Source organism: Pseudomonas sp. BF-RE-25 (assembly GCF_019956105.1).
Classification (GTDB): Bacteria; Pseudomonadota; Gammaproteobacteria; order Pseudomonadales; family Pseudomonadaceae; genus Aquipseudomonas; species Aquipseudomonas migulae.
In genome coordinates this window covers 15169-40598 of the sequence record NZ_JAHBDB010000020.1, presented here as the reverse complement: position 1 = coordinate 40598, position 25430 = coordinate 15169, and the positions used below count along the sequence as shown (strand labels likewise).

Annotated in this window: 22 protein-coding genes; 13 read left to right on the top strand and 9 right to left on the bottom strand. The window is 60.1% G+C overall.

The genetic code is table 11. The annotated features are described in order from the left end of the window. Positions 1–28 precede the first annotated feature (28 nt). From KGB24_RS10915 to KGB24_RS10905, 3 genes are all read left to right on the top strand, one after another. The gene (locus KGB24_RS10915; protein ID WP_223414487.1) at positions 29–841 is read left to right on the top strand and encodes an isocitrate lyase/phosphoenolpyruvate mutase family protein; all 813 of its coding nucleotides are present in this window, start codon (positions 29–31) and stop codon (positions 839–841) included. Next, positions 838–1455 carry a DNA-3-methyladenine glycosylase family protein gene (locus KGB24_RS10910; RefSeq protein ID WP_223414486.1) on the top strand — a complete coding sequence of 206 codons (618 nt, stop codon included), beginning with the start codon at positions 838–840 and terminating at the stop codon, positions 1453–1455. The genes KGB24_RS10915 and KGB24_RS10910 overlap by 4 nt, the downstream gene beginning before the upstream one ends. A 207-nt stretch (positions 1456–1662) precedes the next feature. After that, positions 1663–3252: a lactate dehydrogenase gene (locus tag KGB24_RS10905; RefSeq protein ID WP_223414485.1), complete on the top strand. Its 1590-nt coding sequence runs from the start codon at positions 1663–1665 to the stop codon at positions 3250–3252. 193 nt (positions 3253–3445) lie between these two features. On the opposite strand, the gene KGB24_RS10900 is transcribed toward KGB24_RS10905, so the two are convergent. From KGB24_RS10900 to KGB24_RS10890, 3 genes are all read right to left on the bottom strand, one after another. Beyond that, positions 3446–4543, bottom strand: coding sequence for an extracellular solute-binding protein (locus KGB24_RS10900; RefSeq protein ID WP_008028676.1), 1098 nt, complete (start codon positions 4541–4543; stop codon positions 3446–3448). Between the two features lie 2 nt (positions 4544–4545). After that, positions 4546–5655 (bottom strand): agmatine deiminase, encoded by a 1110-nt coding sequence (aguA, locus tag KGB24_RS10895; RefSeq protein ID WP_223414484.1) that lies wholly within the window; start codon positions 5653–5655, stop codon positions 4546–4548. A gap of 100 nt (positions 5656–5755) precedes the next feature. Further along, positions 5756–6640 (bottom strand): LysR substrate-binding domain-containing protein, encoded by an 885-nt coding sequence (locus KGB24_RS10890; RefSeq protein ID WP_008028679.1) that lies wholly within the window; start codon positions 6638–6640, stop codon positions 5756–5758. Between the two features lie 258 nt (positions 6641–6898). Here KGB24_RS10890 and KGB24_RS10885 point away from each other — a divergent pair, with 258 nt between their 5' ends. The 4 genes from KGB24_RS10885 to KGB24_RS10870 all read left to right on the top strand — a co-directional run bounded on the left by KGB24_RS10885 (position 6899) and on the right by KGB24_RS10870 (position 11150). Beyond that, positions 6899–7300 carry a PaaI family thioesterase gene (locus KGB24_RS10885; protein WP_008028682.1) on the top strand — a complete coding sequence of 134 codons (402 nt, stop codon included), beginning with the start codon at positions 6899–6901 and terminating at the stop codon, positions 7298–7300. Between the two features lie 57 nt (positions 7301–7357). Beyond that, positions 7358–7846, top strand: a complete 489-nt coding sequence (locus tag KGB24_RS10880) for a GFA family protein (protein ID WP_223414483.1) — start codon at positions 7358–7360, stop codon at positions 7844–7846. Positions 7847–7953: 107 nt separating this feature from the next. Further along, positions 7954–10203 carry a TonB-dependent siderophore receptor gene (locus KGB24_RS10875; RefSeq protein ID WP_223414481.1) on the top strand — a complete coding sequence of 750 codons (2250 nt, stop codon included), beginning with the start codon at positions 7954–7956 and terminating at the stop codon, positions 10201–10203. 158 nt (positions 10204–10361) lie between these two features. After that, positions 10362–11150: a MipA/OmpV family protein gene (locus tag KGB24_RS10870; protein ID WP_223414480.1), complete on the top strand. Its 789-nt coding sequence runs from the start codon at positions 10362–10364 to the stop codon at positions 11148–11150. Between the two features lie 110 nt (positions 11151–11260). On the opposite strand, the gene KGB24_RS10865 is transcribed toward KGB24_RS10870, so the two are convergent. From KGB24_RS10865 to KGB24_RS10855, 3 genes are all read right to left on the bottom strand, one after another. After that, a complete protein-coding gene (locus tag KGB24_RS10865; protein ID WP_223414479.1) occupies positions 11261–12547 on the bottom strand; it encodes an ATP-binding protein in 1287 nt (428 codons plus the stop codon). After that, the gene (locus KGB24_RS10860; protein ID WP_032828732.1) at positions 12548–13255 is read right to left on the bottom strand and encodes a winged helix-turn-helix domain-containing protein; all 708 of its coding nucleotides are present in this window, start codon (positions 13253–13255) and stop codon (positions 12548–12550) included. It abuts the gene before it with no gap. A 236-nt stretch (positions 13256–13491) separates the two neighbouring features. Then, entirely contained in the window at positions 13492–14100 is a 609-nt protein-coding gene (locus KGB24_RS10855) for a tRNA-(ms[2]io[6]A)-hydroxylase (protein WP_008028695.1), read from the bottom strand. 161 nt (positions 14101–14261) lie between these two features. Here KGB24_RS10855 and KGB24_RS10850 point away from each other — a divergent pair, with 161 nt between their 5' ends. Beyond that, entirely contained in the window at positions 14262–15125 is an 864-nt protein-coding gene (locus tag KGB24_RS10850) for a universal stress protein (RefSeq protein ID WP_008028696.1), read from the top strand. A gap of 102 nt (positions 15126–15227) precedes the next feature. On the opposite strand, the gene KGB24_RS10845 is transcribed toward KGB24_RS10850, so the two are convergent. Next, positions 15228–15698: a DUF1289 domain-containing protein gene (locus KGB24_RS10845; protein WP_008028699.1), complete on the bottom strand. Its 471-nt coding sequence runs from the start codon at positions 15696–15698 to the stop codon at positions 15228–15230. Between the two features lie 408 nt (positions 15699–16106). Here KGB24_RS10845 and acnB point away from each other — a divergent pair, with 408 nt between their 5' ends. After that, entirely contained in the window at positions 16107–18716 is a 2610-nt protein-coding gene (gene acnB / locus KGB24_RS10840; RefSeq protein WP_223414517.1) for a bifunctional aconitate hydratase 2/2-methylisocitrate dehydratase, read from the top strand. Between the two features lie 173 nt (positions 18717–18889). On the opposite strand, the gene KGB24_RS10835 is transcribed toward acnB, so the two are convergent. Further along, positions 18890–20551 carry a SulP family inorganic anion transporter gene (locus KGB24_RS10835; protein ID WP_223474781.1) on the bottom strand — a complete coding sequence of 554 codons (1662 nt, stop codon included), beginning with the start codon at positions 20549–20551 and terminating at the stop codon, positions 18890–18892. A 545-nt stretch (positions 20552–21096) separates the two neighbouring features. Here KGB24_RS10835 and KGB24_RS10830 point away from each other — a divergent pair. Continuing rightward, positions 21097–21291 (top strand): hypothetical protein, encoded by a 195-nt coding sequence (locus KGB24_RS10830; protein WP_223414477.1) that lies wholly within the window; start codon positions 21097–21099, stop codon positions 21289–21291. 397 nt (positions 21292–21688) lie between these two features. Here KGB24_RS10830 and KGB24_RS10825 read toward each other — a convergent pair whose 3' ends face one another. Then, complete coding sequence (locus tag KGB24_RS10825; RefSeq protein ID WP_223414476.1) at positions 21689–22969, bottom strand: serine/threonine transporter; 1281 nt, start codon at positions 22967–22969, stop codon at positions 21689–21691. Positions 22970–23351: 382 nt separating this feature from the next. Here KGB24_RS10825 and KGB24_RS10820 point away from each other — a divergent pair, with 382 nt between their 5' ends. From KGB24_RS10820 to KGB24_RS10810, 3 genes are all read left to right on the top strand, one after another. After that, the gene (locus KGB24_RS10820) at positions 23352–23735 is read left to right on the top strand and encodes a tautomerase family protein (protein WP_008024819.1); all 384 of its coding nucleotides are present in this window, start codon (positions 23352–23354) and stop codon (positions 23733–23735) included. Positions 23736–23764: 29 nt separating this feature from the next. Beyond that, positions 23765–24349, top strand: coding sequence for a TetR/AcrR family transcriptional regulator (locus KGB24_RS10815; protein WP_223414475.1), 585 nt, complete (start codon positions 23765–23767; stop codon positions 24347–24349). Positions 24350–24460: 111 nt separating this feature from the next. Then, on the top strand, positions 24461–25426 hold the full coding sequence (locus KGB24_RS10810; protein ID WP_223414474.1) for a 2-hydroxyacid dehydrogenase: 966 nt from the start codon (positions 24461–24463) through the stop codon (positions 25424–25426). Positions 25427–25430 lie beyond the last annotated feature (4 nt).

Sequence of the window (25430 nt, the reverse complement as noted above, 5' to 3'; positions counted from 1 at the left end):
CGCTGTTTTTCAAAAGGAAGGAAATTCGATGAACACGTTCGACCAGCAATTCCACAGGCTGCATCAGGACGGCCTGCTGATTCTCACCAACGTCGCCGATGCCGCCGGGGCGCGCATCGTCGAGCAACTGGGCTGCAAAGCCGTGGCCACCAGCAGTGCGGCAGTCGCCTGGGCTCACGGTTATGCGGACGGCAATGCCCTGCCCCTCGAACGCCTGGTCTCGAGCGTCGAGTCCATCGCCCGGGTGATTTCGCTGCCGCTGACCGTGGACGTCGAGGCCGGCTATTCCGATGACCTGACACGGGTTGCCGAAGTGATTGATGCGGTGATTGCCGCCGGTGCTGTCGGGATCAATATCGAAGACGGTGCATCCCCGCCCGAGCTGCTGGCGCGCAAGATCGACATCGCCCGTCAGGTTGCGGAACGCCGTAATGTGAAGCTGTTCATCAACGCCCGCACCGATGTGTATCTCAAGGGTCTGGTGCCGGCCGAAGACCGCGTCGCGGAAACGCTCAAACGTGCGGCGCTGTATCAGTCGGCCGGTGCTGACGGGCTGTTCGCGGCCGGCGTTTCGGCGGAGTACGAGATTGCTGCGCTGTGCCATGGCACTCCGCTGCCGTTGAATGTGCTTGGGCTGCCGGGGCTGCCATCGCCTGAAGCGTTGCAAGCGCTGGGCGTTCGCCGTTTGAGCGCCGGTTCCGGTATCGCCGAGTTTCTTTACGGTGCGATGGCCGGCCTGGCCAAAAGCTTTCTGGAAACCGGCAAACTCGATAGCAGCCACCTCAAGGCGTTCACCTACGGGGAAGTGAACGCGCTGTTCAAACCTGCGGTGAACGCTTGACCGATCCTTATTTGCCCGCGACGGCGTTTCTCGCGTCCATTGATGAAGACTGGGCGCGCCACATCGCCGCCATCGGCCCGTGCCTGCACCAACCGCATGCGGCGCGCGATCCGTATGAGTCGCTGGTGCGGGCGATTGCCTATCAGCAACTGCACGCCAAAGCCGGGGATGCGATTGTCGGCCGGCTTCTGGCGCTGTTTCCTTCGACGGCGTTTCCGCGACCTGAACAGATTCTGGCGACCGGGTTTGATCAACTGCGTGGGTGCGGTTTTTCCGCGAGCAAGATCGCGACCATTCAGGGCATCGCTCAGGCGGCGCTGGATGGCGTGGTGCCGGATTATGCGACGGCGTTGGCGATGGACGATGAAGCGTTGATTGAACGGTTGATCACCTTGCGCGGGGTTGGGCGCTGGACGGTTGAGATGCTGTTGATCTACAGCCTGGAGCGGGCGGATATTTTGCCGGCGGATGACTTTGGGGTGCGCGAGGGGTATAGGCGGTTGAAAGGGTTGCAGGTGCAGCCGACGCGCAAGCAGATGGTGGAGATCGGGTTGGGGTGGCGTCCTTATCGGACGGTGGCTTCCTGGTATTTGTGGCGAGTGCCCAACAGGTAGACCGAGTCATCGTTCATCGCCGGAACGCCGCCCGGAGCAAGCCCGCTCCCACATTTGAAATGCATTCCCCTGTGGGAGCAGGCTTGCCCGCGAAGGCGTCAGCCCATTCACCACACATCCAAAGCCACCGGCACTCGCACCTCAAGTTATGAAGCCCCCTGCCGACAAGTCCTGTAGGAAACTACTGGTACTCAGCATGGAGCAGCAATGACCGTCATCTCTTCAATCTCTTCCTTGCCGCCACTGGCGGTCGCCAGGCCTGCTGCCACCCAGCCCGCCGTTGGCACGACCACCGAATCAACAGCCGCCCTGTCCTCCCCCGCATCGATTGTCACCTTGCATCAAGATAGCAACACCATCGATGCGCAGACTTACACCTCCCGGGGTGTCATTGCGGTGCCTGATGCCCCGCTTGCCTGGGAATACACGCAGCCTGACAAAGTGTCGTTTCGCATGGGTGGCAACTTCGCAAGCACTACAGCCAGTAGCCGGTTCCGGGGACTGGGTGAGACTCTGCTTCTGCAGCTGGCGCAATCCAACAAGAACATCTCCCAGTCGGTCATTCGCTCATCGACCGGACGGGAGCTTGAGCCTGCAGAGTTGGCAGCTGCCCAAGCCAGGCTCCACAGTGGCGTTGCAGACAACAGCATCAACCTGACCCTGAAAACGGCAAGCGGCAAAACCGTCCAGATCACGCTGTCCAGTCAGGATAACGCGCTGGCGGTGCAGGCTCAGGTCCAGGGCGGCGATCTCAGCGAGGAAGAACTTGCTGCGCTTGGGGCAATGGCCAAAGGATTTGAATCGGCCATTCAAGGCCTCACCGCCGTTCCACCGCAACTCAAGCTGGAGGCGCTGGCTCAGTTCGACACTGACGTGTTCTCCTCGGTCGACCTGATCACACGGTTCAAGCTCGACGATGACAGTACGCAGAGCCTTGAGCTGCACGCCGACGCAAGCCAGCGCCAGGTACGCATGAGCGGCGCGGCGGGTGATTTCGACATGTCCGTGGACCTGAAAAATGCCGCCATCCTCGGCGACAGCAATCAGAAAGCCAAGGCGCTCGCAGGGTATCTGCGTCAAATAGAAGCGGCGCGTGTACGAGGCGACGGCGACCAGAATCTGCTGTCGATGTTCGAGAGTGCATTCAAGACTGTGCACAGCAACTACCCGGAAAGCCGCGCTGCTACCGGACCGCAGGCGCTAACGGCGATCAAGCTGACAGACACCGACCGCCGCGTGCTCACCGGACTCGCCGACTTTAGCGCGACGGTCACCGAGAAGACTGTGAACGGCAATCCTGCACGGCCTCTCGAACTCGACTCGTTCACCTATGGCTTATCGCAGGCCACGCAATCCACAGGTCAGGATCAGTTCAATCGCAAGGTCGTCCAGAATCAGCAATCGCATCTGACGGCCCACTACCATAAGCCACTGTATGCCGGACAAAAGCTGAAACTGACGGATGACCCACAATCTCAGAACTATCAGTACTACCAGATCGACGATAAGGCCAGCAGCACGAGCAGCATCGGCTATGTCAAAGGTAAGTTGGTCGAAGCGTCCGTCAGCCATTCGGCGAGCCAGTCCACGCGTATTTCCAAATATGTAATGGGGCGCCTGGAAGAAGATAACGTGACACCTGTCTCGTCCTCGAAGACGCAAAATCTCCTCGGTCTTCTGCAACAGGCACTAAAAGAGGACAAACTGGCGCAACAGGGACGGGGTACGTCAAACGCCTTGGCCGCTATCCAGGACGAGGTGCTGTTGGTTGGCAGCCCGATGGAGATTAAGGGCTGACCGGAAAACCGATGCTGGTTCGGGAATGCGCCATTAGCGGTGCCCCGGGGTATTGATGGCGTTCAGTGGGACCGCTTTATCGTTCTTCGCGAGCAAGCCCGCTCCCACATTGGATTTGTGAATGACATAGATCCAATGTGGGAGCGGGCTTGCTCGCGAAGGCGGTGCCACTGTCACTACAATCCACAACTTGTCACAACCCGGATTTCAACCGACTGAACGCCCGAATCAACGCCCGGTTGAATGCCTTGCCATTGTCATTCTTGCTATACAACGAAGCCCTTACCTGCGCCGACGGATACGTCCCCGGATCATTACGAATCGCCGGGGCGATCAAGTCATCCGCCGCCGTGATCGCATTGGCGTAGTGAATGGTGTCGGTGATTGGCGCAATCACTTGCGGCGTCATGAGGTAATCCATCAACGCCAGCCCGGCCTCGGGATGCGGCGCGTCCTTGGGAATGACCATGGCGTCGAACCAGATCAACGTGCCCTCCTTCGGTATCCGGTAGGTCAACGTGAACGGTTTTTTCGCGGCTTCTGCCTGGCCCGCCGCAATGGCCACGTTGCCATTCCACGACATCGCCACGCAGGTGTTGCCATTGGCCAGGTCGCTGATGTTCAGGTCATTGTCGAAGTAACGGATGTACGGCCGGATCTTCGCCAGTTGCTGCTCGGCCAGCTTCAGGTCATCGAGGTTCTGGCGGTTGATGTCCAGCCCCATGTACTTCATCACCGCGGCGAACACCTCGTTGGGATCGTTGAGCAAACTCACGCCGCAATCGGCAAATTTCGAGACCACCGCCGGATCGAACAGCATCGCCCAACTGTCCGTTGGCGCCTCCGGCAGGCGCTTTTTGACGGCCTCTTCCTGATAACCCACACCGGTCGTGCCCCAGGCATAAATCCCGGCGTAACGATTGCCCGGATCGAACACCGCCATGTGCTGGCGGAACTCGTCACCGACGCCGGCAAAGTGCGGCAACCGTTGCAGGTTCAAGGTTTGAATGGCACCGCTCTGGATCGCCCTGGACAAATGCTGCCCCGCCGTCAGCACCAGGTCATAACCACTGCGGCCGGTGAGCAGTTTGGTCTCGACGGTTTCCAGGGAATCGAAATGATCGGCGACCACATGGATGCCGGTCTTTTTCTCGAAATTGGTCAGGGTATCCGGGGCCAGGTATTCGCCCCAGATGTACAGGTTCACCACCGGTCTGACGCTGTCGGCGGCCTGCACACACAAGGGTGCAAGCACCAGCAATAACGCTTGAGTCAGTTTGTGCAGGCCCATGATTACACTCCTTTACCAGCGTATTGAGGCATGGTGATGCACGCGACGTTACCGCCGCCGAGCAGGATTTCCCGGGAGTTTTCGATGCCGACGATCTTGTGCTGCGGGAACAGCTCAGCCAGTGTCGCCAGTGCCACCTGATCGTTACGGTCACCAAACAACGGCACCACGATCGAGGTGTTGCCGGCGTAGTAGTTGATATACGACGCGCAGATTCTGGTGCCGGCCTGACGGGTGTGGGTGCTGTCTTGCTGGTCGAGACCTTCGGCTTCTTCTGCAGTCCATTCCAGCACGTCGGGTTGTGGCAGTTTGTGCACGATCAACTCACGGCCACGGCTGTCACGGGTGCTGCGCAGGACGTCGTAGGCTTCCTGATAGATTTCCCATTGCGGGTCATCGCGGTTGTCGGTCCATTGCAGCACCACTTCACCGGGACGCACGAAGCACGCGAGGTCGTCGACGTGACCGTCGGTTTCGTCGAATTTGCAACCGCGCGGCAGCCAGATGACTTGCTCGGCGCCGAGGTAGTCCGTCAGCCGCCGGGTGACTTCTTCCTTGCCCAGGTGCTGGTTGCGATTGCGGTTGAGCAGGCATTGTTCGGTGGTGAGGATGCTGCCCTGGCCGTCACTCTGAATGCCGCCGAGTTCGGCGATCAGCGGTGCGCGGTAACGGTCGAAACGTTCGATTTCGAGGATCTTGCTGGCGATCTGGTCGTCCTTGTCCCACGGGTAGTACAAGCCGCCATCGAGGCCGCCGTACGCGTTGAATTCGAAGTCGACGCCGCGTACTTCGCCGCTGGCATCATTCACCACAAAGCACGGACCGCTGTCCCGAAACCAGGTGTCGTTGCAGGTCATTTCCACCACGCGAACTTGCGGCGGTAACTGACGGCGCGCCGTGGCGAATTGCGCGGCGGAGGCACACACGGTGACCGGTTCACTTTGAGAGATGGCGGTGACGATCTGCACCCAGACTTTCTGCGCCGGCTTGGCCCCGTTGCGCCAGACATCGGTGCGCTCCGGCCAGCCGAGCCAGCAACCGGCCTTGGTTTCGAATTCGCCGGGCAGGCGAAAGCCGTCTTGTTTTGGGGTGGTGTCGAGCGAACGTGCCATGGTCAAACCTCGTTGACGGGGATTGGAATGACCACAGGCTAAGGTCGTCGGCACCCTCCTCGCCAACGATGATAATTGCGGAACAGTTGAATAAAACTCATCAATCGATCAGTTGATCATTGAACCATTCGAGCATCTGCGCCACAGCCGGACGCTCCAGGCGCACTCGTTCACACACCAGCGCGTATTGGCCCAGCGCAGTCATGCTTGAGGTAAACGGCCGGACCAGTCGACCGCTGAGCAAGTCTTCCTGCGCCGTGAGGTTATCGCCCATGGCCACGCCCTGTCCTTGGGCCGCGGCTTCCAGCGCCAGGCCGGCATGGGCGAAATACAACTGTCGTTCGGGGCGTTGATCGCCGGCATGACTGGTGAGCCACGCGGTCCAGGTCTTGCCGTCCTGATCGTCGTGCAGCAGGCAGTGGCGCGCCAGGTCCTTCGGGGTTTTCAAGGCGCCTTGGTTGAACAGGCCGGGACTGCACACCGGGAAGAACTGCAATGCCGGCAATGGCCGAACGAAGTACGCGCTGCTGTCCACCGGGCCGGTGCCGTAGGTGATCGCAAGGTCGATGTCTTCCCCCGGCGCGGTGGCGTCGATTGGCTGTTCGTAGAGATGCAAGGTGATATGCGGATAGCGCGCATAGAAATCCGTGAGGCGACGCATCAACCACTTTTGCGCCAGCTCGGCCGTCACCGCCAGGCGCAACACCGCCAGCGACGACGGATCGCGCAGTTCATCGCAGGCTTCACCAATCAGTTCGAAGGCTTGCTGCAGGCTTTGCATCAGGCGCCCGGCGGCCATGGTCGGACGGATTTGCCGGCCTTCGCGGATGAACAGCGACACGCCCAGTTGCTCTTCGAGCTGGCGGATCTGATGGCTGACGGCGCTGTCGGTGACGCACAACTCTGCGGCGGCCCGGCCGAAGTGGGCGTGGCGGGCGGCGCACTCGAAGGTTTTCAGGGCTGCAAGGGAAGGTAGTCGTCGCATGGGTCGGTTCCCGATTCGAGGTGCTCATGCTGACCGGGTGAACGGTGGGCGTCCAGTGGGACCGTTTATTCGTTCATCGCCAGCAGGCTAGCTCCCACAGTGGTCTCATGAACACTGGAGATCCAATGTGGGAGTTAGCCTGCTAGCGATAAGGCTTGAATATTCACCACCAAGCCACCCGCCCATCACCCTTCTTTATCCACCATGACATCCCCCAAAACCCGGCGCATGTTGATGCCTCAACCGGAGGGATTCGCCATGCTTGATGCACTCAAAAAGATCAATTCAACGTCCGCCTTCAACCGTTGGGCCGGTTTCGAGGTCACTCGCACCGAGCCGGGCGAGGTGGAACTGACCCTGGCTTTTCGCGAGGCGGACATGGCGCAATACGCAGGCTTCCTGCATGCCGGCCTGATTGGCGCGCTGCTCGATACCGCCTGTGGGTTTGCGGCCGGAACGGTCGCTGGCAATGTCCTGGCATCGCATTTTTCGGTGAATTGCCTTGCACCCGCCGTCGGTGAAGTGTTCATTGCGCGCGGCCAGGTGGTGAAGTCCGGCAAGAAGCAGGTGTTTGCCCGTGCCGAACTGTTCGCGCAAACAGGGGATCAGTTGAAGCTGGTGGCAACCGGCGATGCGATCCTGGTGCCGATCCAGCAGTGAACCACCGGTTTTCGGGGCGGTCAGGGAAGTAACAGCCAATCATTTGGAGGTTCTGCCATGCAGCTCGAAGGCTCCTGCCACTGCGGCGCCGTGTCGTTCAGTCTGACCAGCGCCCACCCCTATCCTTACCAACGTTGCTATTGCTCGATCTGCCGCAAGACCCAGGGCGGTGGCGGTTACTCGGTCAACATCGCGGGCGATGCCGCCAGCCTCAAGGTGCGCGGTCGCAAATCCATCGCGATCTATCACGCGCGACTCAAGGACGAAGGCGATAAACGCGCCCACCGTAGCACGGCAGAGCGGCACTTCTGCTCGGTGTGCGGCTCGGGCTTGTGGCTGTTCAGCCCTGAATGGCCGGAACTGATTCACCCGTTCGCCTCGGCCATTGATACGGCGTTGCCGGTGCCACCCGAGTACACGCACGTGATGCTCAATTCGAAAGCGCCGTGGGTGGAGGTTGCGGCACATGCCGGTGATCGGCAGTGCGAGATCTGGCCCGAGGAGTCCATCGCACAGTGGCACGAGCGACTGGACCTGGCTCGCTAATCAAAACTTCAATTTTTTTTCACACGGCAGTTCCCCTTTGCGTTTTTCGTTCGGTTAACCCTCAGAAGCCTTTCACTTACCGATCGATTCGATACAAAGGGATCTCCATGTCGCACCCAATTGCTGCGCGTTTTCGTTTTGCCCTGTGCCCCTTGGCACTGGCCCTTCCGGCCGCTCTGCTGAGCCTTGCCTCCACCGCCCATGCCGCCGAAACGGCCACCGGCAAAACGGCAGCCAAGGACGATGGCGTGCTGCAACTGGGTGCGACGAACATCAATGGTGTCGCCTTGGGCGCGACCACCGAGGACACCCATTCCTACACCACCGGCTCAACATCTTCGGCCACTGGCCTGCCGTTGTCGCTGCGTGAAACACCGCAATCGGTCACGGTGATTAGCCGCCAGCAAATGGACGATCGCGGCGTGCAAAGCATCAGCGATGCGTTGCGTAACACCCCCGGTGTTTCGACGCAGAAATATGACAGCGACCGTACCGAGTTTTCCGCCCGCGGCTTTGCCATCACCAACTTCCAGTACGACGGGGTCAACCAGCCTTACGACGGTGTTTATGGTGAAAACCCGAACAACAGCGACGACTCGGCCAGCCTTGACCGCATTGAGGTCGTCAAGGGCGCGACCGGCCTGATGACCGGCGCTGGCGACCCGTCCGCCACCGTCAACCTGATCCGCAAGAAGCCGACCAAAGAGTTCAAGGCCTCGATCAGCGGCACCGTCGGTTCCTGGGACAGTTACCGCACCACCGGTGATATTTCCGGTTCGCTGACTGACTCGGGCAACGTGCGCGGGCGTTTTGTCGGCGTGTACCAGGACAAGGATTCCTACATTGACCACTACAGCCAGAAGAAAGACCTGTACTACGGAATCCTCGAAGCCGACCTGACCGACGATACCTTGCTGACGTTCGGCATCGACAAGTCCAGCGCCACACCTCGCGGCAGTTCCTGGACCGGTAACACGACGTACTTCTCTGACGGCGGCCGTACCGACTTTTCGCGCAGTTTCAACCCGGCGGCCGACTGGAGCCGCCGCGATTTTGACGAAATCACCTACTTTGCAACACTGGAACAAGCGTTGGCCAACGACTGGAAATTCAAAGCCAGCCTCAGCGAGAAAACCACCGATCACGACACCCAACTGGCCTCGGCCAGCTACGGCAATCCGGACCGTGCTACCGGCGAAGGCATGTCCTTCTTCTGGGGTCGTTTCGAAGGTCATCGCGTGCAGGACACGGCCGACGTGAACGTCTCCGGCCCCTTCACGCTGGGCGGTCGCGAGCATGAACTGGTGGCCGGCGTCATGGCGTCCCACTCCCGCCAGACCGGTTCCACCTACGACATCAGCGCCTTCGAAAGTGTCCCGGGGAGCATCTACGATTGGGAAGGTCATCTGCCGAAACAGGAATTCCCGGTAAACGGCAAGTACGAACGCACCCAGAGCCAGAACGGTCTGTACCTCGCCACCCGCCTGCGCCCGACCGATGATCTGTCGGTCATCCTCGGCAGCCGACTGAGCACCTTCAAGTACAACGAAGACTACCGCTACAACGTGGGTTCACCGCTGGACGACACCCACGCGAGCTACAAGGAACACGGCGTCGTCACGCCTTACGCCGGCGTGGTCTATGACCTGAACGACGTGTACTCGGTATACGCCAGCTACACCTCGATCTATCAGCCACAGACCTACAAGGATGCCAGTGGCGTGACCCTGGCACCGGTTGAGGGCGACAGCTATGAAACCGGCCTGAAAGCCGCTTACTTCGATGGCCGGCTGAATGCCAGCCTGGCGTTGTTCCGCATCGAGCAGGACGGCGTCGCGGAGCAGACCGGCACCAACGCAATCACCAACGAAGGCATCTTCAAAGCCGTCGACGGCACCACCACCAAAGGTGTGGAACTGGAACTGGCCGGCGAGCTGACCGAGGGCTGGAACCTGACGGCCGGTTACACCTACGCACGCACCCGTGATAAAGACGAACAGCGGATCTTTGGTTACCCGCTGTCCACCACAAAGCCTGAGCACGTGGTACGGACGTTTACCACCTATCGCCTGCCTGGCGCCCTGGACAAAGTGACCGTCGGCGGCGGCATCAGTTGGCAGAGTGCCTCCTACGGCAAAATCTACAGCGCTCCCGCTGGCGACTACACCCGGATCAAACAGGGTGGCTACACCCTCGTGGACCTGATGATCCGTTACCAGTACAACGAGCACCTGAGCTTCACCGCCAACGCCAACAACGTCTTCGACAAGAAGTACCTGGCCGGCCTGGGCAACTTCGACACCACGTTCTACGGTGAGCCGCGCAACCTGATGCTGACCACCAAGTGGGACTTCTAAGCTGAACCCGTGGCGAGGGATTTACGCCCTCGCCACAGGCGACTCACTGCTCGCCAACCCCGTTCACAGTCTTTGACAGTTTTGCGACAAAGCTGCCAAAGATTGCCGGGCGGCACCCGCCTAGCATGGGCGCATCCACTATCACCCAGGGTGCTCCCATGTTTCGTTCGCTGTATTTGCCGTTGACCTCTTTTTGCCTGCTTCTCCCCTCCACCTCCTTGTATGCCGAAGACTGGCACTACAGCCTGCGCGCCGGCGCTGCCAGTGCGCCGCGTTACAGCGGCAGTGATGAACGCGTGGTGGCGCCGCTGCTGGGCGGCGAAATCGTCAGCCCTTATGGCTTCTTTCTCGACACGCAAAAGGGTCTTGGCTGGGCGTTTGATGAAGAGGACTTCGGCCTCAGCGTCTACGTCGGCGCAAGTGATGTGCGCAAGGACCGTAAAAGCGGTTTCAAGGGCTCGGATGAGCTCAACGGTATGGGCTCGATCAAGTCGCGTCCCTTGCTGGGGCTGGACGGAACCTATCACATGGGGCCGATCATCCTCGGCGCCAGTTATGAACATGCGCTTGAAGAAGACGAGGACGAACACGACACCGGCTCAGCCTGGAACCGATTGAAGCTGAGCATCAGCGCACCGTTTTATGAAGGTGACTACGGCAAGGTCGTCGGCAGCCTGAACAGTCAGTTTGGCGACAGCAATTACATGCGCACCTGGTATGGCGTGAGCAGCGCTCAAGCGTCGCGCAGCAAGTTCAAGGCGTATGACACCAAAGGTGGCCTGGTGAGTCGGGGGGCGGATTTGACCTGGTCGCTGCCGATAAACGATGAATGGAGTTTTACCACGGTGCTGGCGGTACAGTACCTGGGTGGTAAAGCGGCGGACAGTCCGATTGTCGAGCGTCGGATGCAGACTTCGGTGGCTGGGCAGGTCGTTTACAGCTTTTGATTTGAGGGTGTTGCCGATGACGCCATCGCTGGCAAGCCAGCTCCTACACGGTACGCGTACAAACTGTAGGAGCTGGCTTGCCGGCGATGGCGTTGGCCGCAGCGCCGCACCTAATCCTGATGCACCCAGGTCATGCGAAACGACGCCCCGCCCCACGGCGAATCCGCCACTTGCACTTGCCCGCCATGAGACTGCGACACCCGCCGCACCAAGGCCAGGCCCAGGCCGAAGCCACCCGTGCGGCGATCCCGACTGGCGTCCAGGCGCGAGAACGGTTCGAAGATTTTCTCCCGCCCGTCCACCGGCACGCCCGGTCCGTCGTCGTTGACCTGGACTTCGTAATGATCCCCGGTGCGCACCAACGACACCTCCACTCGCTCTTCGGCATAGCGAATGGCATTGCGCAGCAGGTTGATCACCGCGCGCGCCATGAAGCGCGGCTCGATGCGCACCTCATCGACCCGGCACTCGACAATCAGCAGTTGCACCCCGGCCGCTTCGGCCTCCAGCGCCACGCTGCCGACCACGCTGTCGAGCCAACTGTTGGCCTGAATATTCTCCCGGGTAATGACCGTGGCACCGCGCTCAAGGCTGGCGTAGGTCAGCAGCTCCGAGACCATTTCTTCCAGCTCGCCGAGGTCGGCGTACATGTCGGCAATCAATTCGCGACGCTGGCTCGGATCGGATTGTTGCTTGAGCTGATCGAGTTCGAACGACAGCCGGGCAATCGGTGTGCGCAATTCATGGGATACCGCGTTGGTCAGCTCACGCTGATTGGCGATCAGGCCTTCGATGCGCGCCGCCATCAGGTTGAAATGCTCGGACAGGTCGCGAATGTTCGAACGCTTGGACAGCTGGATCCGCGCCGACAGGTTGTTGTCGCCAAAGCGTTCGGCGGCGAGGCGCAGTTTCTCCAGATCTCGCCAGTGTGGGCGCACCCAGAATAACAACACGAAACCGATCATCACCGCGATCATCAAATAGGCCGCGGCAATGTAGAACGGCATCAGGCTCGGCTCGGCCGGCAGCTTGATGCTGAGCAACTGCGAACCGTCGTCAATGCGCGAGATGAACTGCGTGTACTTGTCACGCAGCACCAGCAGGCCTTGGGCCAACTCGGCTTTTTCCTGATCGGTCAGGGCCAGTTGATCCGTTTCGACCAGGCTCAGGCCCAAACCGTAGTGAGGGCGCACGGTTTCCAATTGGCGTTCCCGCGCCGGACCGTCCAGGCCGCGCAACTGCTCCACCAGCGACCAGGCCTGACCTCGCACCGCCTCGCGGTTGTAGCTCTGCATTTGACCGGCGAGCAGCGCATCGAACGTGCGCTCGACGGTTTGCAACCCCAGTACCAGGCCAACCGTCATCATCACAAACAGACCGAGAAATAACCGCAGCATTTACAGCTCCCACGCGAACGGATTGAACAGGTAACCCTTGCCCCAGATGGTCTTGATGCACACCGGTTCACGCGGGTTGTCCTTGAGCTTGCCGCGCAACTTGCTGATGTAGACGTCGACGCTGCGGTTGAGGCCGTCGAAGGCGATCCCGCGCATGCGGTTGAGGATATCGTCGCGGGACAAAATCTTGCCCGCCGCGCTGGCCAGCAACCACAGCAATTCGAACTCCATGGTGGTCAGCTCGATGCCCTCACCCGCCAGGCGCACTTCGCGACAGCTGCGATCGATGCTCAGATGGCCGAATTCCAGCGAGCTGCAGACAGTGCTGTCCGGCGTTTGCCGGCGTTGCAACGCACGCAGACGGGCCAGCAATACCGGCGGCTTGATCGGCTTGATCACGTAGTCGTCGGCGCCGGATTCCAGGCCGAGGATGTGATCGAGGTCGTCTTCCTTGGCGGTGAGAATGACGATCGGCGTATCGGACACGCTACGAATTTCGCGACACACGTGCAGGCCACTCTGACCCGGCAGCATCAGGTCGAGTACAACGATTTTCGGTTTGAAGTCGAGGAACGCGGCCAACGCGAGGTCGCCGCGATGCACCTGTAACACTTCAAAGCCATGTTGGGACAGGAAGTGCGCGATCAGCCCGGCAAGCCTTTCGTCGTCTTCCACCAGCAGAACTTTGCCAAAACCCAGGTTATCCATAACGAACGCGTGCCAACTCTTGTATGAAGTGGGCGGCATTATGGCGTCAATCAGTGTCGGGGCGGCGATTGCAGGCAGCAAAAACCGGCCTCTGGGGCCGGTTTTCAGTGATCTTTCATACTCTTAAGAGTTTTTAACAATTGCGCTGCAAAAGATCGCAACTAACTGTAGGAGCACGGCTTGCCGGCGAAGGCGATCTCAAGGACGCCTTCGCCGGCAAGCCGGTCTCCTACAGGTCATGCGGCGGCTGGGACACCGCTGTGGAAGCGGAACTCCACGTCCGGCGATTCGATCAGTTCCTGCTCGGCAGCGCGGACCCGCTCGATCACCTGAGCGATGTCCTTGGCGTCACCGTACTGGTAAGCCAGTTTCAGGTAACCCTGGAAGTGCCGCGCCTCACTTTTCAGCAGACCGAAGTAGAACTTGCCCAGTTCCTCGTCCAGGTGCGGCACCAGCGCCTCGAACCGCTCGCAGCTGCGGGCTTCGATAAACGCACCGACTACCAGGGTATCGACCAGCTTGACCGGTTCATGGCTGCGCACTACTTTGCGCAAGCCAGAGGCGTACCGCCCGGCGGACAGCTGGCGCAGCTCGATCTTGCGCTTCTTCATCAGGCGCATGACTTGTTCGTGGTGCACCAGCTCTTCCCGCGCGAGCCGCGACATCAGGTTGATCAGATCGACGTGGGAGTGATACTTGGCGATCAGGCTCAATGCCGTGCTGGCCGCCTTGAATTCGCAGTTCTTGTGGTCGATCAGCAAGGTTTCCTGATCGGCCAGTGCGGCCTGGACCCAGCCGTCGGGGGTGCGGCAACCGAGGAACTCGTGAATTTCGGGAAGGATCATGGGGCTCACGGACATAAAGGTTCAAAACGAAGGGCGCCGATTATACCGGCCCGCCGCCAGACCACCAGCCACGACCGTTGATATGTATCAAGTCCCGGATGCGTGACCAGCAACTATAGTTGTGCAACGCCATGCTTTTTTTCCCTCTGGAGATCCCGATCATGCAAGCCATTCGCAGCATTCTGGTGGTCATCGAACCCGAACACTCGGAAAGCCTGGCGCTCAAACGGGCCAAGCTGATTGCCGGGGTAACCCAGGCTCACCTGCATCTGCTGGTGTGCGACCGCAAGCATGACCACAGCGGCATGCTCGGTGTGCTCAAGGCAGCGCTGCTCGCGGATGGCTACAGCGTGACCACCGAGCAGGCGTGGAACGAAAGCCTGCACGAAACCATCGTCGATGTGCAGCAAGCCGAAGGTTGCGGGCTGGTGATCAAGCAGCATTACCCCGACAGCTCATTGAAAAAAGCCTTGCTGACCCCGGCGGACTGGAAACTGCTGCGTTACTGTCCGACTCCGGTGCTGCTGGTGAAAACCTCGAAACCCTGGGCAGGCGGTGTGGTCCTGGCGGCGATTGATGTCGGCAATACCGATGACGAACACCGTCACCTGCACAACATCATCATCGATCACGGTTATGACATCGCCAGCCTGGCCAAGGCTCATCTGCATGTGGTCAGCGCTCATCCTTCACCAATGCTGTCGGCGGCGGACCCTACGTTGCAGCTCAGCGAAACCATCGAGGCGCGTTACCGCGAACAGTGCATAGCGTTTCAAGCCGAGTTCGACATCGACAATGAGCACCTGCATATCGCGGAAGGTCCGGCGGATGTGTTGATTCCGTACATGGCCCACACGTTGGGCGCATCGGTGACCGTGATTGGCACGGTGGCGCGGTCCGGGATATCCGGCGCGTTGATCGGCAATACGGCGGAGGTAGTGCTGGATGCGGTGGAGAGCGATGTGCTGGTGTTGAAGCCGCAGGAGATTGAGGATCATCTGGAAGAGATGGTGTCTCATCATTGAGATATGTGGTGCCCATCCGGGCGCCTTCGCGGGCAAGCCTCGCTCCTACAGGTCAGCACGTAACCCTGTAGGAGCGAGGCTTGCCCGCGAAGCTTTTAAGGGTTAACCCCCGAACGCATCCTTTAGGAACCCGGGCGCGATGTAACGTTGGTAATGCGCCTCGGAGAGCAAAAAGAACTCCCGATCAATCGCATCCCGCAGCTCCGGCAGGTTCCAGTCGCGAAACTCCGGCATCAACACCATCCCGTAGGCTTCCAGATTGTTGATCACCCGCGCGCCTCGGGCGATCAACTGATAGGCCCAGCAATATTCCGACTGATGCGGCACGAAGCGAATCTTGCGCTGCTCCAGTTGCAAACGCAGGCGCTGGGGATCGAAAACCTCCAGTTTGCTGGCCATCACCTGGGACAACAGTTGCTCCAGCCGCAGCCATACCGCGCGTTTTTCCTCCTCGTTGTAACCGTTCCAGTTGATCACTTCATGGTGGAAACGCTTGCAGCCACGGCAGACCAAGTCACCGTAAACAGTGGAGCAAAGGCCGACGCAGGGGGTCTTGATGGTCTGATTGGGCATAGGTCAACAAAGCACGGGAAAGCAGAACAGGCCGGCATGTTAGCCCTTTGTCTAACATTCATCACCCCTCAAAGTTGAGAGCCCAACTTACCTTTAAATTTTTTTTGCCGTAGAATCAGCCAGCCTTTTAAGGCGCCAATGTCCGTTAGAAGCTGTTTTCAAAGCGTCACGAGCACAGTCGTTCCTTCAGAGCGGTGTTGGCGAAGGGTTTTTCCAGCGGGGAAAAGCCCAACGCCAACCCTCATCAGCTCCCCGTTCTGCAGGCGTAAAACTTTGAAAGCAGCTTCTGTAAGGAATTGTCGGTAATTCTGGCTAAGTGGCCCACAACGCCACGCAGCGCATGAGTACGGCAATTTCGGGATGAGCGTCCCGGACACCCATTTGGGACCACTGATGAGGGTAATAACTGTGCTTGAAGCCTACCGCAAACATATCGAAGAGCGTGCAGCACTGGGTATCGTTCCCCAGCCGCTTAACGCCGAACAAACTGCAGGCCTGGTTGAGCTGCTGAAGAATCCCCCGGCTGGCGAAGAAGCTTTCCTCGTTGACCTGATCACCAATCGCATTCCGCCTGGCGTGGACGAAGCGGCCTATGTAAAGGCAGGTTTCCTGTCTGCCCTGGCCAAAGGCGAAGCCACTTCCCCTCTGATCGACAAGAAACGCGCTGTAGAACTGCTCGGCACCATGCAGGGCGGCTACAACATCGTGACCCTGGTTGACCTGCTCGACAACGCCGAACTGGCTGCTGTCGCTGCCGCTCAGCTCAAGCACACCCTGCTGATGTTCGATGCGTTCCACGACGTCGCGGAAAAAGCCCGCAACGGCAACGAACACGCCAAAGGCGTGATCCAGTCCTGGGCTGACGGCGAGTGGTTCCGCAACCGCCCTGTCCTGGCCGACAAGATCAGCCTGCGCGTGTTCAAGGTCACCGGCGAAACCAACACCGACGACCTGTCCCCTGCTCCGGACGCCTGGTCCCGCCCGGACATCCCGCTGCACGCCCTCGCCATGCTGAAAATGGCCCGCGAAGGCATCGTGCCTGACGTCCAGGGTGTCACTGGCCCGATGAAGCAGATCGAAGAAATGCGCGGTCAAGGCTTCCCTATCGCCTACGTCGGTGACGTGGTCGGTACCGGTTCTTCGCGTAAATCCGCCACCAACTCGGTGCTGTGGTTCTTCGGCGACGACGTTCCTTACGTGCCGAACAAGCGTGCCGGCGGTTTCTGCTTCGGCAGCAAGATCGCTCCGATCTTCTACAACACCATGGAAGATGCCGGCGCACTGCCGATCGAATTCGACGTTACCAACATGAACATGGGCGACGTGATCGACCTGTACCCGCATGCTGGCAAAGTCTGCAAACACGGCACCGACGAAGTCCTGACCACCTTCGAAATGAAGACCCCGGTCCTGTTGGACGAAGTTCGTGCCGGCGGCCGTATTCCGCTGATCATCGGTCGCGGTCTGACCGACAAGGCACGTGCCGAACTGGGCCTGGGCCCTACCGATCTGTTCAAACTGCCTGAAGCACCTGTCGACACCGGCAAGGGCTACACCCTGGCACAGAAAATGGTCGGCAAGGCGTGCGGTCTGCCAGCAGGCAAAGGCGTTCGTCCTGGCACCTACTGCGAACCGAAAATGACCACCGTCGGCTCTCAGGACACCACCGGTCCGATGACCCGTGACGAACTGAAAGACCTGGCGTGCCTGGGCTTCTCGACCGATCTGGTAATGCAGTCCTTCTGCCACACCGCGGCTTACCCTAAGCCGATCGACGTGACCACCCACCACACCCTGCCAGACTTCATCATGACCCGCGGCGGCGTTTCCCTGCGTCCGGGCGACGGCATCATCCACAGCTGGCTCAACCGCATGCTGCTGCCGGACACCGTCGGTACCGGTGGTGACTCGCACACCCGTTTCCCGATGGGCATTTCGTTCCCGGCCGGTTCCGGTCTGGTAGCGTTCGCCGCCGCCACTGGCGTTATGCCGCTGGACATGCCGGAATCGATCCTGGTGCGCTTCAAAGGCAAAATGCAACCGGGCGTCACCCTGCGTGACCTGGTTCACGCCATTCCTTACTTCGCGATTCAGGCTGGCCTGCTGACCGTCGAGAAGAAAGGCAAGAAGAACGCCTTCTCCGGCCGCATCCTGGAAATCGAAGGCCTGGACAACCTGAGCATCGAACAGGCTTTCGAGCTGTCCGACGCCTCGGCTGAACGTTCGGCTGCCGGTTGCACCATCAAGCTGTCGAAAGAGTCGATCACCGAGTACCTGAACTCCAACATCACCCTGCTGCGCTGGATGATCGGCGAAGGCTACGGCGATGCACGTACCCTGGAACGTCGCGCTCAAGCGATGGAAGCCTGGGTTGCCAACCCGGAGTTGATGGTTGCCGATGCTGACGCCGAATACGCTGAAGTCATCGAAATCGACCTGGCCGACATCAAAGAGCCTGTGCTCTGCGCGCCAAACGATCCGGACGACGCCCGTCTGCTGTCCAGCGTTGCTGGCGAGAAGATCGACGAAGTGTTCATCGGTTCGTGCATGACCAACATCGGTCACTTCCGCGCTGCCGGTAAACTGCTGGATCAGGTCAAGGGTCAGCTGCCAACCCGTCTGTGGCTGTCGCCGCCGACCAAGATGGACGCTCACCAACTGACCGAAGAAGGCTACTACGGCATCTACGGCAAGGCTGGCGCACGCATGGAAATGCCAGGCTGCTCGCTGTGCATGGGTAACCAGGCACGTGTAGAGCCGAACTCGACTGTTGTGTCGACTTCGACCCGTAACTTCCCGAACCGTCTGGGTGACGGCGCGAACGTCTACCTGGCTTCGGCCGAGCTGGCGTCCGTTGCGTCCATCCTGGGTCGCCTGCCGACCGTCGAGGAGTACATGGAATACGCTGGCAAGATCGACAGCATGGCGGCTGATGTTTACCGCTACCTGTCCTTCGACCAGATCGCCGAGTTCCGTGAAGTTGCTGCGAACGCCAATATCCCGGTCGTTCAAGCCTAACGTTACAACGCTGTAAAAAACGCCGCCCATCGTGAGATGAGTGGCGTTTTTTTATGCCTGAAAGGTTTGCACCATCCCCCTTGTGGGAGCGAGCCTGCTCGCGATAGCGGTAGTACATTCATATCGATGTTGACTGATCCTCCGCTATCGCGAGCAGGCTCGCTCCCACAGGGTTATGTGGTTGGCTTGAGGGCTTGCTGGACGGCAACATCGACACTCAGGCCGCTGAGAATCACCTGCTCCAGTTCCTGCGCCGGCAACTTCGACAGCGCCGCTTTTGCCTGATGCTTGAGCCGCGCCAGGATCAGCAGTTTGTCCTCCGCGCGCACCTGCAAAAAGAACGCTTCCAGTGCTTCGATGCTGGTGCCGTCCAGATCCGGCGACTCTTCGAGACTGAGGATAACCGTATGCACCGGCGGCTGTGCGTGCCTCGCCAGGCGCAATGCACCACCGAGAATGCGCTCCACATTGGCGAAAAACAGCGCCTCGCTGGGCCGCACGATCAGCACTCCGGGGATTTCCTTCGCGTCGGGATGTCGTTGCAGGTCAATAAAATCGTGACCTCCGGCCATTTGCCCCAACACCTGGATGTCCGCCGACGACATCTGCTTGAGCATCAGCACCACGCTGATTGCCACTGCCAGCAGCAAGCCGTCCAGCACGCCCAGCACCAGCACCGCCGCCACCGCGCAAATCACCAGCAGGCGGTCGCGACGCCAGATGAAATACCGGCCCAACGGTTGCAGGCTCAAGCCACGGGCCAAGGCATGAATGACGATGGCAGCCAGCACCGGCTCGGGAGTCAGGGCAATCCACGGCAATACCGTCAGGACGATGAGCAGCACCACCCCGGCCGCCACAATCCCGGCCAGACGCGAACCGGCCCCCGCCGCTTCATTGGCCGATGTCGCAGAATAACCAGCGCCTGCGGGCATGCCATGAAACAGTCCCGATAAAAGATTGGCCGCACCGAGGGCCAGCAGATCGCGGTTGGTAGACACCCGGTCGCCGTGTTTGAGCGCAAACGAGCTGATCGAGCCGTAAGACTCGGCATACAGGATCATCACCATGGCGAACGCCAGTTCACCCAAGCGCAACCAGTCAGTGAACGGCAACACCGGGAGCAGCGGTACTTCGAGACTCAGATCGATGACGCCGATCAACTTGACCCCGTAGGCCGGCAGGTTCAGCCATTGGCCCGCCGCGATGCCGAGCGCCACCACCAGCAAACCGCCAGGCAAACGCCTGACCCGTGCGCACAGCCACAACACCAGCAACGCCACCGCGCCTACCAATGCCCCGACTTTATTCCACTGCGGCCACTGCTCCAGCAGTTGCGGCAGGAAACGGATCAGGTTACCGGTGCTCAAATGGACGTCGACGATGCTCGCCACTTGTTTGAGGATGATGGTCACGGCCAGCCCCACTGCAAAGCCGCGCAGCACCGGTTTGGCGATGAATGAGGTGACGCTGCCGAGTTTGAATACCCCGGCCAACAGGAAGAAACCTCCGGTCATCAGCACCAGGCCGATCGCCAGACTCATGCGCAAGGCCGGATCGCCATTGGCCAGCGTGGCGGTGGCGGCAGCCAGAACGGCCGCTGACGACGAGGTCGCGGACACGATGGCAAACCGGCTGGTGCCGAACAGTCCGTAACACAGCAACCCGGCAAACAAGGCAATCACCCCGGCCTGTGGCGGCAACGCGGCAATGCTGGAATAGGCGACCGCCTCGGGCAGCAACAAACCGGCAATCGACAGGCCGGCCAGTACGTCCAGCCAACGGTCAGGTGTATCGGCACGGGGTTGCGCCGATGCGCCGGGGGTACGAGCCATGTAGCGTCTCCAGAGACGGCGCTTTACGACGCGCCGATGCAGCCGCAGCTTAGCTGTTTATCCCTTGGGATAGGTGTTCTGGATCAGGTAGTGCGGTACAAAAATGCTGCCCATTGTGAGAGGTCGTTTTTTGGTGGTGTACATATCCGTTGCTGCGGTAACGGCCGCTAATGGTTTCGCTTTTACAGCGAGTCACTTTCGAAAAGCGCGAAAGTAACCAAAGCGCTCTTGCCCCTTTCGTTCGGTGCCTCGCTAAGGCTCGGCATGCCCTCGTTCCGGTCCTGCTCCGTGGGCCCGCCGCCATCGGCCATCCCTGGCCGGGGGCGGCTAACCCGGCATCCATGCCGGGTTGCCCACTGCGCAGAACCTCCACTCGGCCTCTCGAGGGGGCGACTACCGCCACGGCCGCCGAGGCGGCCTGAAAGCCGACCTGGCTCATTTTGTGTACGCGTTGTCCTTCTCTGCTGCGCTCACTCATTCCGGACATGTACACCAATCCCCTGTAGGAGCCGGCTTGCTGGCGATGGCGCCTGTTCAGGCGATAAATGCGTCGACTGACACACCGCTATCGCCAGCAAGCCGGCTCCTACACGGGGATTGGGTTCACACGACTCAAAATTGTAGGAGCCAGCTTGCTGGCGATGGACGTCAACGATGACGCGGGTTGTCTGGATGAACGCGTTGCCCAGACGCTTTTCGCCGGCAAGCCGGCTCCTACAGGGGTCGGTGTGCGCTTTTGATTTTCACCACTCATCAGGCCGAGCGTTAGCTCGCCTTCAGCTTTTGATCTTGAGGTACACGCCCCCTCGAGAGGCCGAGTGGAGGTTCTGCGCAGTGGGCAACCCGGCATGGATGCCGGGTTAGCCGCGCACGGCCAGGGATGGCCGATCGCGGCGGGCCCACGGAGCAGGACCGGAGCGAGGGCATGCCGAGCCTAGGCGAGGCACCGAACGAAAGGGGCAAAAGCCCTTGGTTACTTGGGGCTCTTCCAAGTGACTCGCCGTAAGGGCGAAACCATTAGCGGCCGTTACCGCAGCAACGGATATGTCCCCCCCTCAAAAAACCAGCGCACAAAAAAACGGCCAACCCGCAAAGCGGATCAGCCGTAATCTCAACCAATCAAGCAAACAACAGCAATCAAGCGCTCAGCGAATAAATCAACGCCGAAATAGCCACCAAACCAACCGCCGTCACAAACACATTGGACGCTTGACCACGGAAACGGGCCATCGCCGGCACCTTGCGGATCGCATACATCGGCATCAGGAACAGAATCGCCGCAATGATCGGGCCACCGAGAGTCTCGATCATCCTCAGGATGCTCGGATTCAGCGTCGCCACAATCCAGCACACCACCAGCATGAACGCCGCGGTCATACGGTCCAGCGTCTTCGGTGCCGGACGCTTGCCACTCTTCACGATCAGGCCTTTCAGACCTTCACTGGCACCGATGTAATGCCCGAGGAACGACTTGGAAATCGCCACAAACGCAATCAACGGCGCCGCAAACTCGATGGTCGGGTTGCTGAAGTGGTTGGCCAGGTACGACAGGATCGACAGGTTCTGCGCCTTCGCTTCCGCCAGTTGCGCCGGCGACAGGGTCAGCACGCAGCTGAACACGAAGAACAGCACCATCACCACCATCAACACATGGGCGCGGGACAGGATCTGCGAGCTGCGCTCTTCGGCGTGCTCGCCGTAGCGACGCTTCTGGTCCACCGCGAACGCCGAGATGATCGGCGAGTGGTTGAACGAGAAGACCATCACCGGAATCGCCAGCCACAAGGTGTGCAGCAGCGCCGACGGTTCAGGCAGCGTCGATGCCGTGGTGAGGATGCCGCCGTTCCAGTGTGGAATCAGGAACACCGCCAGAAACAGCAACGCCACGATGAACGGATACACCATCAGGCTCATCGCCTTGACGATCACCTGCTCGCCGCAACGCACCACCGCCAAAAGGCCGAGGATCAGCACAAACGACAGCACGGCGCGCGGTGGCGGCATGATGTGCAGTTGATGCTCAAGGAAACTGCCCACGGTGTTGGTCAGGGCCACGCTGTAGATCAGCAGGATCGGGAAGATCGCGAAGAAGTACAGCAAGGTGATTAGCGCACCGGCCTTGATGCCGAAATGCTCTTCCACCACTTCTGTGATGTCCGCGCCTTCGCGACCGGACAACACGAAGCGGGTCAGGCCACGGTGCGCGTAAAACGTCATGGGGAACGCCAGCAGCGCCAGGACCAGCAACGGCCAGAAACCGCCCAGACCCGCGTTGATCGGCAAAAACAGGGTACCGGCCCCGATGGCCGTGCCAAACAGGCCGAGCATCCAGGTGGTGTCATGACGATTCCAGCCCTCAAGGCTGACAGGGTTCGCCGCTACATAGCGTTCGTTGACGCTATTGGCCTGATCATTCATCCGGTGGGATCTCCACATTCCGGTCAGTTGCTACCCGGTCAGGACGAGTCGGAAAAATCCGACAGGCAGCGCCCTGGCCGAAACAGGGGCGCGATTCTCCGGGATTAATGAACAGAAGCAAAGACTTAGCTGAGGAATGGTTGTGCGGATCAGATAAAAAGTGGGCAACACCTCCCCTGTAGGAGCGAGCCTGCTCGCGATGGTCTATCCGGCACCGCTGTGTCGACTGACACACCATCGCGAGCAGGCTCGCTCCTACAGAGACATGCGGTCTTCTGGAGACTTGCGGGATGTGCGCTTCATCGCCAAAAGCACCTTCAGCTTGATAAAGGTCATTCATCATGTATTTTAAGTAAACCTGCATTCCTTCCGGAGACCTTCCATGCCACTGGTTCGCATCGACATCAAAAAGCATCAGGACCCCACCCACGCCAAACGCATCGGGCAGTTGATCTACGCCGCCATGCACAGCGCCATCGGCGTGCCGGAAAACGATAATTTCCAGATCCTCGCCGAACACGACGAGCAGCACTTCATCTTTGACCCGCAATACCTGGGGATCAACCGCAGCGACAAGCTGGTGGTGATTCAGATCACCCTGAGCGAAGGCCGCACCGTCGAGCAGAAAAAACTGCTCTATAAAACCATCGCCGAGAGCCTTAACGCTGAACTGGCGGTGCGCCTCGAGGACGTTTTCATTAATCTGGTCGAAGTGAAAAAAGAGAACTGGTCGTTCGGCAACGGAATTGCCCAGTACGCCCTCTGATCGCCATCCTTTATCTTTGTGAGCCGCCAATGCCCCGTGTTTCCCGCAAACAAGCCGAACTCAACCGCGAGATTATCGTCGAGGCCGCCACGCGGCTGTTTCGCGAACGGGGCGTGCACGGCATCAGCGTCATCGACGTCATGGCGGCAGCAGGCCTGACCCATGGCGGTTTCTATGGGCATTTCGAGTCCAAGGAAGCCTTGGCCCAGGAGGCCAGTGGCCGCGCATTCCAGCAATCGGCAGACCGCTGGAAAGACTGGATCGCCGCCAATGAAGACAAGAACGCCGCCCGTCAGGCTTTGATCAAACCCTACCTGTCGGCAGCCAGCCGTGATAATCCGGGCGACAGCTGCCCGGTGGCGGCGTTTGCCGGTGACATGTGCCACGAAGCCGCCGAAAGCGGCTTGCGCCAAACGTTCATGGACGGTCTCGACTCGTTGCTCGGCACGTTCGCCCCCCTGATGGACACCGGCGATGACGCCCGCGATCGACAGCAGGCGCTGGTGCAGTTCTCCTTGATGGTCGGCGCCCTGACGCTGGCCCGCGCGACCCGTGGCGAACCATTGTCCGATGAGATTCTGGACGCGGCGCGCAGCTTTTTGACGGTGCCATAACCTCTCCCTCCTGTTCCGCTATGATCATCTGGTAGCGCTGCGACCTTGATCGTTGCCAATGCACTTTGAAGCCAGCAATCTCTAGGGATTTTCAAGTCACAGGAGCCCAGCATGCCCGCAACCGTTCTGGTACTGGTTGAAACAATCAATGATTACTTGCCGATTCTGGAACATCAGGGGTTTCACCTGATTCTGGCACCGACCCCCGCCGAGCGCGCCGAGGCCATTGCCACCCACGGCGCCCGGATCGATGCGGTCCTGACCCGCGGCCCGTTAGGTTTGTACGCTGACGAAATAGCCGCGCTGCCGGCGCTGAAGATCATCTGCGTGATCGGTGCCGGCTACGAACACGTCGACCTGCAAGCCGCCGCCGACCGGGGCCTGACCGTCACCAACGGCGCTGGCGTCAACGCTTCTTCGGTCGCCGACCATGCGATGGCGATGCTGCTCTCGCTGGTCCGTGATATCCCGCGCTGCGACGCCGCCGTAAGACGGGGCGAGTGGCCGAAGATCATGCGCCCTTCCCTCGCCGGCAAACGCCTGGGCATCCTCGGCCTCGGCGCGGTCGGCATGGCCATCTCCAGGCGCGCGGCCAACGGTTTCGACATGACGGTCAGCTACCACAACCGCCAACATCGCAGCGATGTGCCGTACAGCTTCTGTTCGACGCCGACCGAACTGGCCCGCGTCTCGGACTTCCTGGTGGTGGCCACGCCCGGCGGAATCGGCACCCGAAACCTGATCAATCGCCCGGTGCTGGACGCGCTGGGTCCCAACGGTTTTCTCGTCAACATCGCTCGGGCCAGTGTCGTGGTAACCGCCGATTTGATCGGCGCACTGGAACAGCGACGCATTGCCGGCGCGGCACTGGATGTCTTCGACCACGAACCTCAGGTGCCTGAGGCCTTGAAAGCCTTGAGCAACGTCATCCTCACGCCGCACGTCGCGGGACTGTCTCCGGAAGCGACCCAGGGCACGGTCGAACTGGTAGGGCGCAACCTGATGGCGTTCTTTTCCGGCGAACCGGTGCTCACCCCCGTCGCCCTGCCGACCAATGCGAATCAGGCAGCGCTGTGACAAC

What these genes read in the sequence shown, in the direction of transcription:
- KGB24_RS10830 (WP_223414477.1), top strand. Translation starts at nt 21,097, where the DNA reads ATGCGTCGACTGACACACCGCTATCGCCAGCAAGCCGGCTCCTACACG.
- KGB24_RS10855 (WP_008028695.1), bottom strand. Translation starts at nt 14,100, where the DNA reads ATGATCCTTCCCGAAATTCACGAGTTCCTCGGTTGCCGCACCCCCGAC.
- aguA (WP_223414484.1), bottom strand. Translation starts at nt 5,655, where the DNA reads ATGGCACGTTCGCTCGACACCACCCCAAAACAAGACGGCTTTCGCCTG.
- KGB24_RS10820 (WP_008024819.1), top strand. Translation starts at nt 23,352, where the DNA reads ATGCCACTGGTTCGCATCGACATCAAAAAGCATCAGGACCCCACCCAC.
- KGB24_RS10810 (WP_223414474.1), top strand. Translation starts at nt 24,461, where the DNA reads ATGCCCGCAACCGTTCTGGTACTGGTTGAAACAATCAATGATTACTTG.
- KGB24_RS10835 (WP_223474781.1), bottom strand. Translation starts at nt 20,551, where the DNA reads ATGGCTCGTACCCCCGGCGCATCGGCGCAACCCCGTGCCGATACACCT.
- KGB24_RS10875 (WP_223414481.1), top strand. Translation starts at nt 7,954, where the DNA reads ATGTCGCACCCAATTGCTGCGCGTTTTCGTTTTGCCCTGTGCCCCTTG.
- KGB24_RS10865 (WP_223414479.1), bottom strand. Translation starts at nt 12,547, where the DNA reads ATGCTGCGGTTATTTCTCGGTCTGTTTGTGATGATGACGGTTGGCCTG.
- KGB24_RS10825 (WP_223414476.1), bottom strand. Translation starts at nt 22,969, where the DNA reads ATGAATGATCAGGCCAATAGCGTCAACGAACGCTATGTAGCGGCGAAC.
- KGB24_RS10915 (WP_223414487.1), top strand. Translation starts at nt 29, where the DNA reads ATGAACACGTTCGACCAGCAATTCCACAGGCTGCATCAGGACGGCCTG.
- KGB24_RS10880 (WP_223414483.1), top strand. Translation starts at nt 7,358, where the DNA reads ATGCAGCTCGAAGGCTCCTGCCACTGCGGCGCCGTGTCGTTCAGTCTG.
- KGB24_RS10890 (WP_008028679.1), bottom strand. Translation starts at nt 6,640, where the DNA reads ATGCGACGACTACCTTCCCTTGCAGCCCTGAAAACCTTCGAGTGCGCC.
- KGB24_RS10885 (WP_008028682.1), top strand. Translation starts at nt 6,899, where the DNA reads ATGCTTGATGCACTCAAAAAGATCAATTCAACGTCCGCCTTCAACCGT.
- KGB24_RS10905 (WP_223414485.1), top strand. Translation starts at nt 1,663, where the DNA reads ATGACCGTCATCTCTTCAATCTCTTCCTTGCCGCCACTGGCGGTCGCC.
- KGB24_RS10900 (WP_008028676.1), bottom strand. Translation starts at nt 4,543, where the DNA reads ATGGGCCTGCACAAACTGACTCAAGCGTTATTGCTGGTGCTTGCACCC.
- KGB24_RS10845 (WP_008028699.1), bottom strand. Translation starts at nt 15,698, where the DNA reads ATGCCCAATCAGACCATCAAGACCCCCTGCGTCGGCCTTTGCTCCACT.
- KGB24_RS10815 (WP_223414475.1), top strand. Translation starts at nt 23,765, where the DNA reads ATGCCCCGTGTTTCCCGCAAACAAGCCGAACTCAACCGCGAGATTATC.
- KGB24_RS10850 (WP_008028696.1), top strand. Translation starts at nt 14,262, where the DNA reads ATGCAAGCCATTCGCAGCATTCTGGTGGTCATCGAACCCGAACACTCG.
- KGB24_RS10860 (WP_032828732.1), bottom strand. Translation starts at nt 13,255, where the DNA reads ATGGATAACCTGGGTTTTGGCAAAGTTCTGCTGGTGGAAGACGACGAA.
- KGB24_RS10870 (WP_223414480.1), top strand. Translation starts at nt 10,362, where the DNA reads ATGTTTCGTTCGCTGTATTTGCCGTTGACCTCTTTTTGCCTGCTTCTC.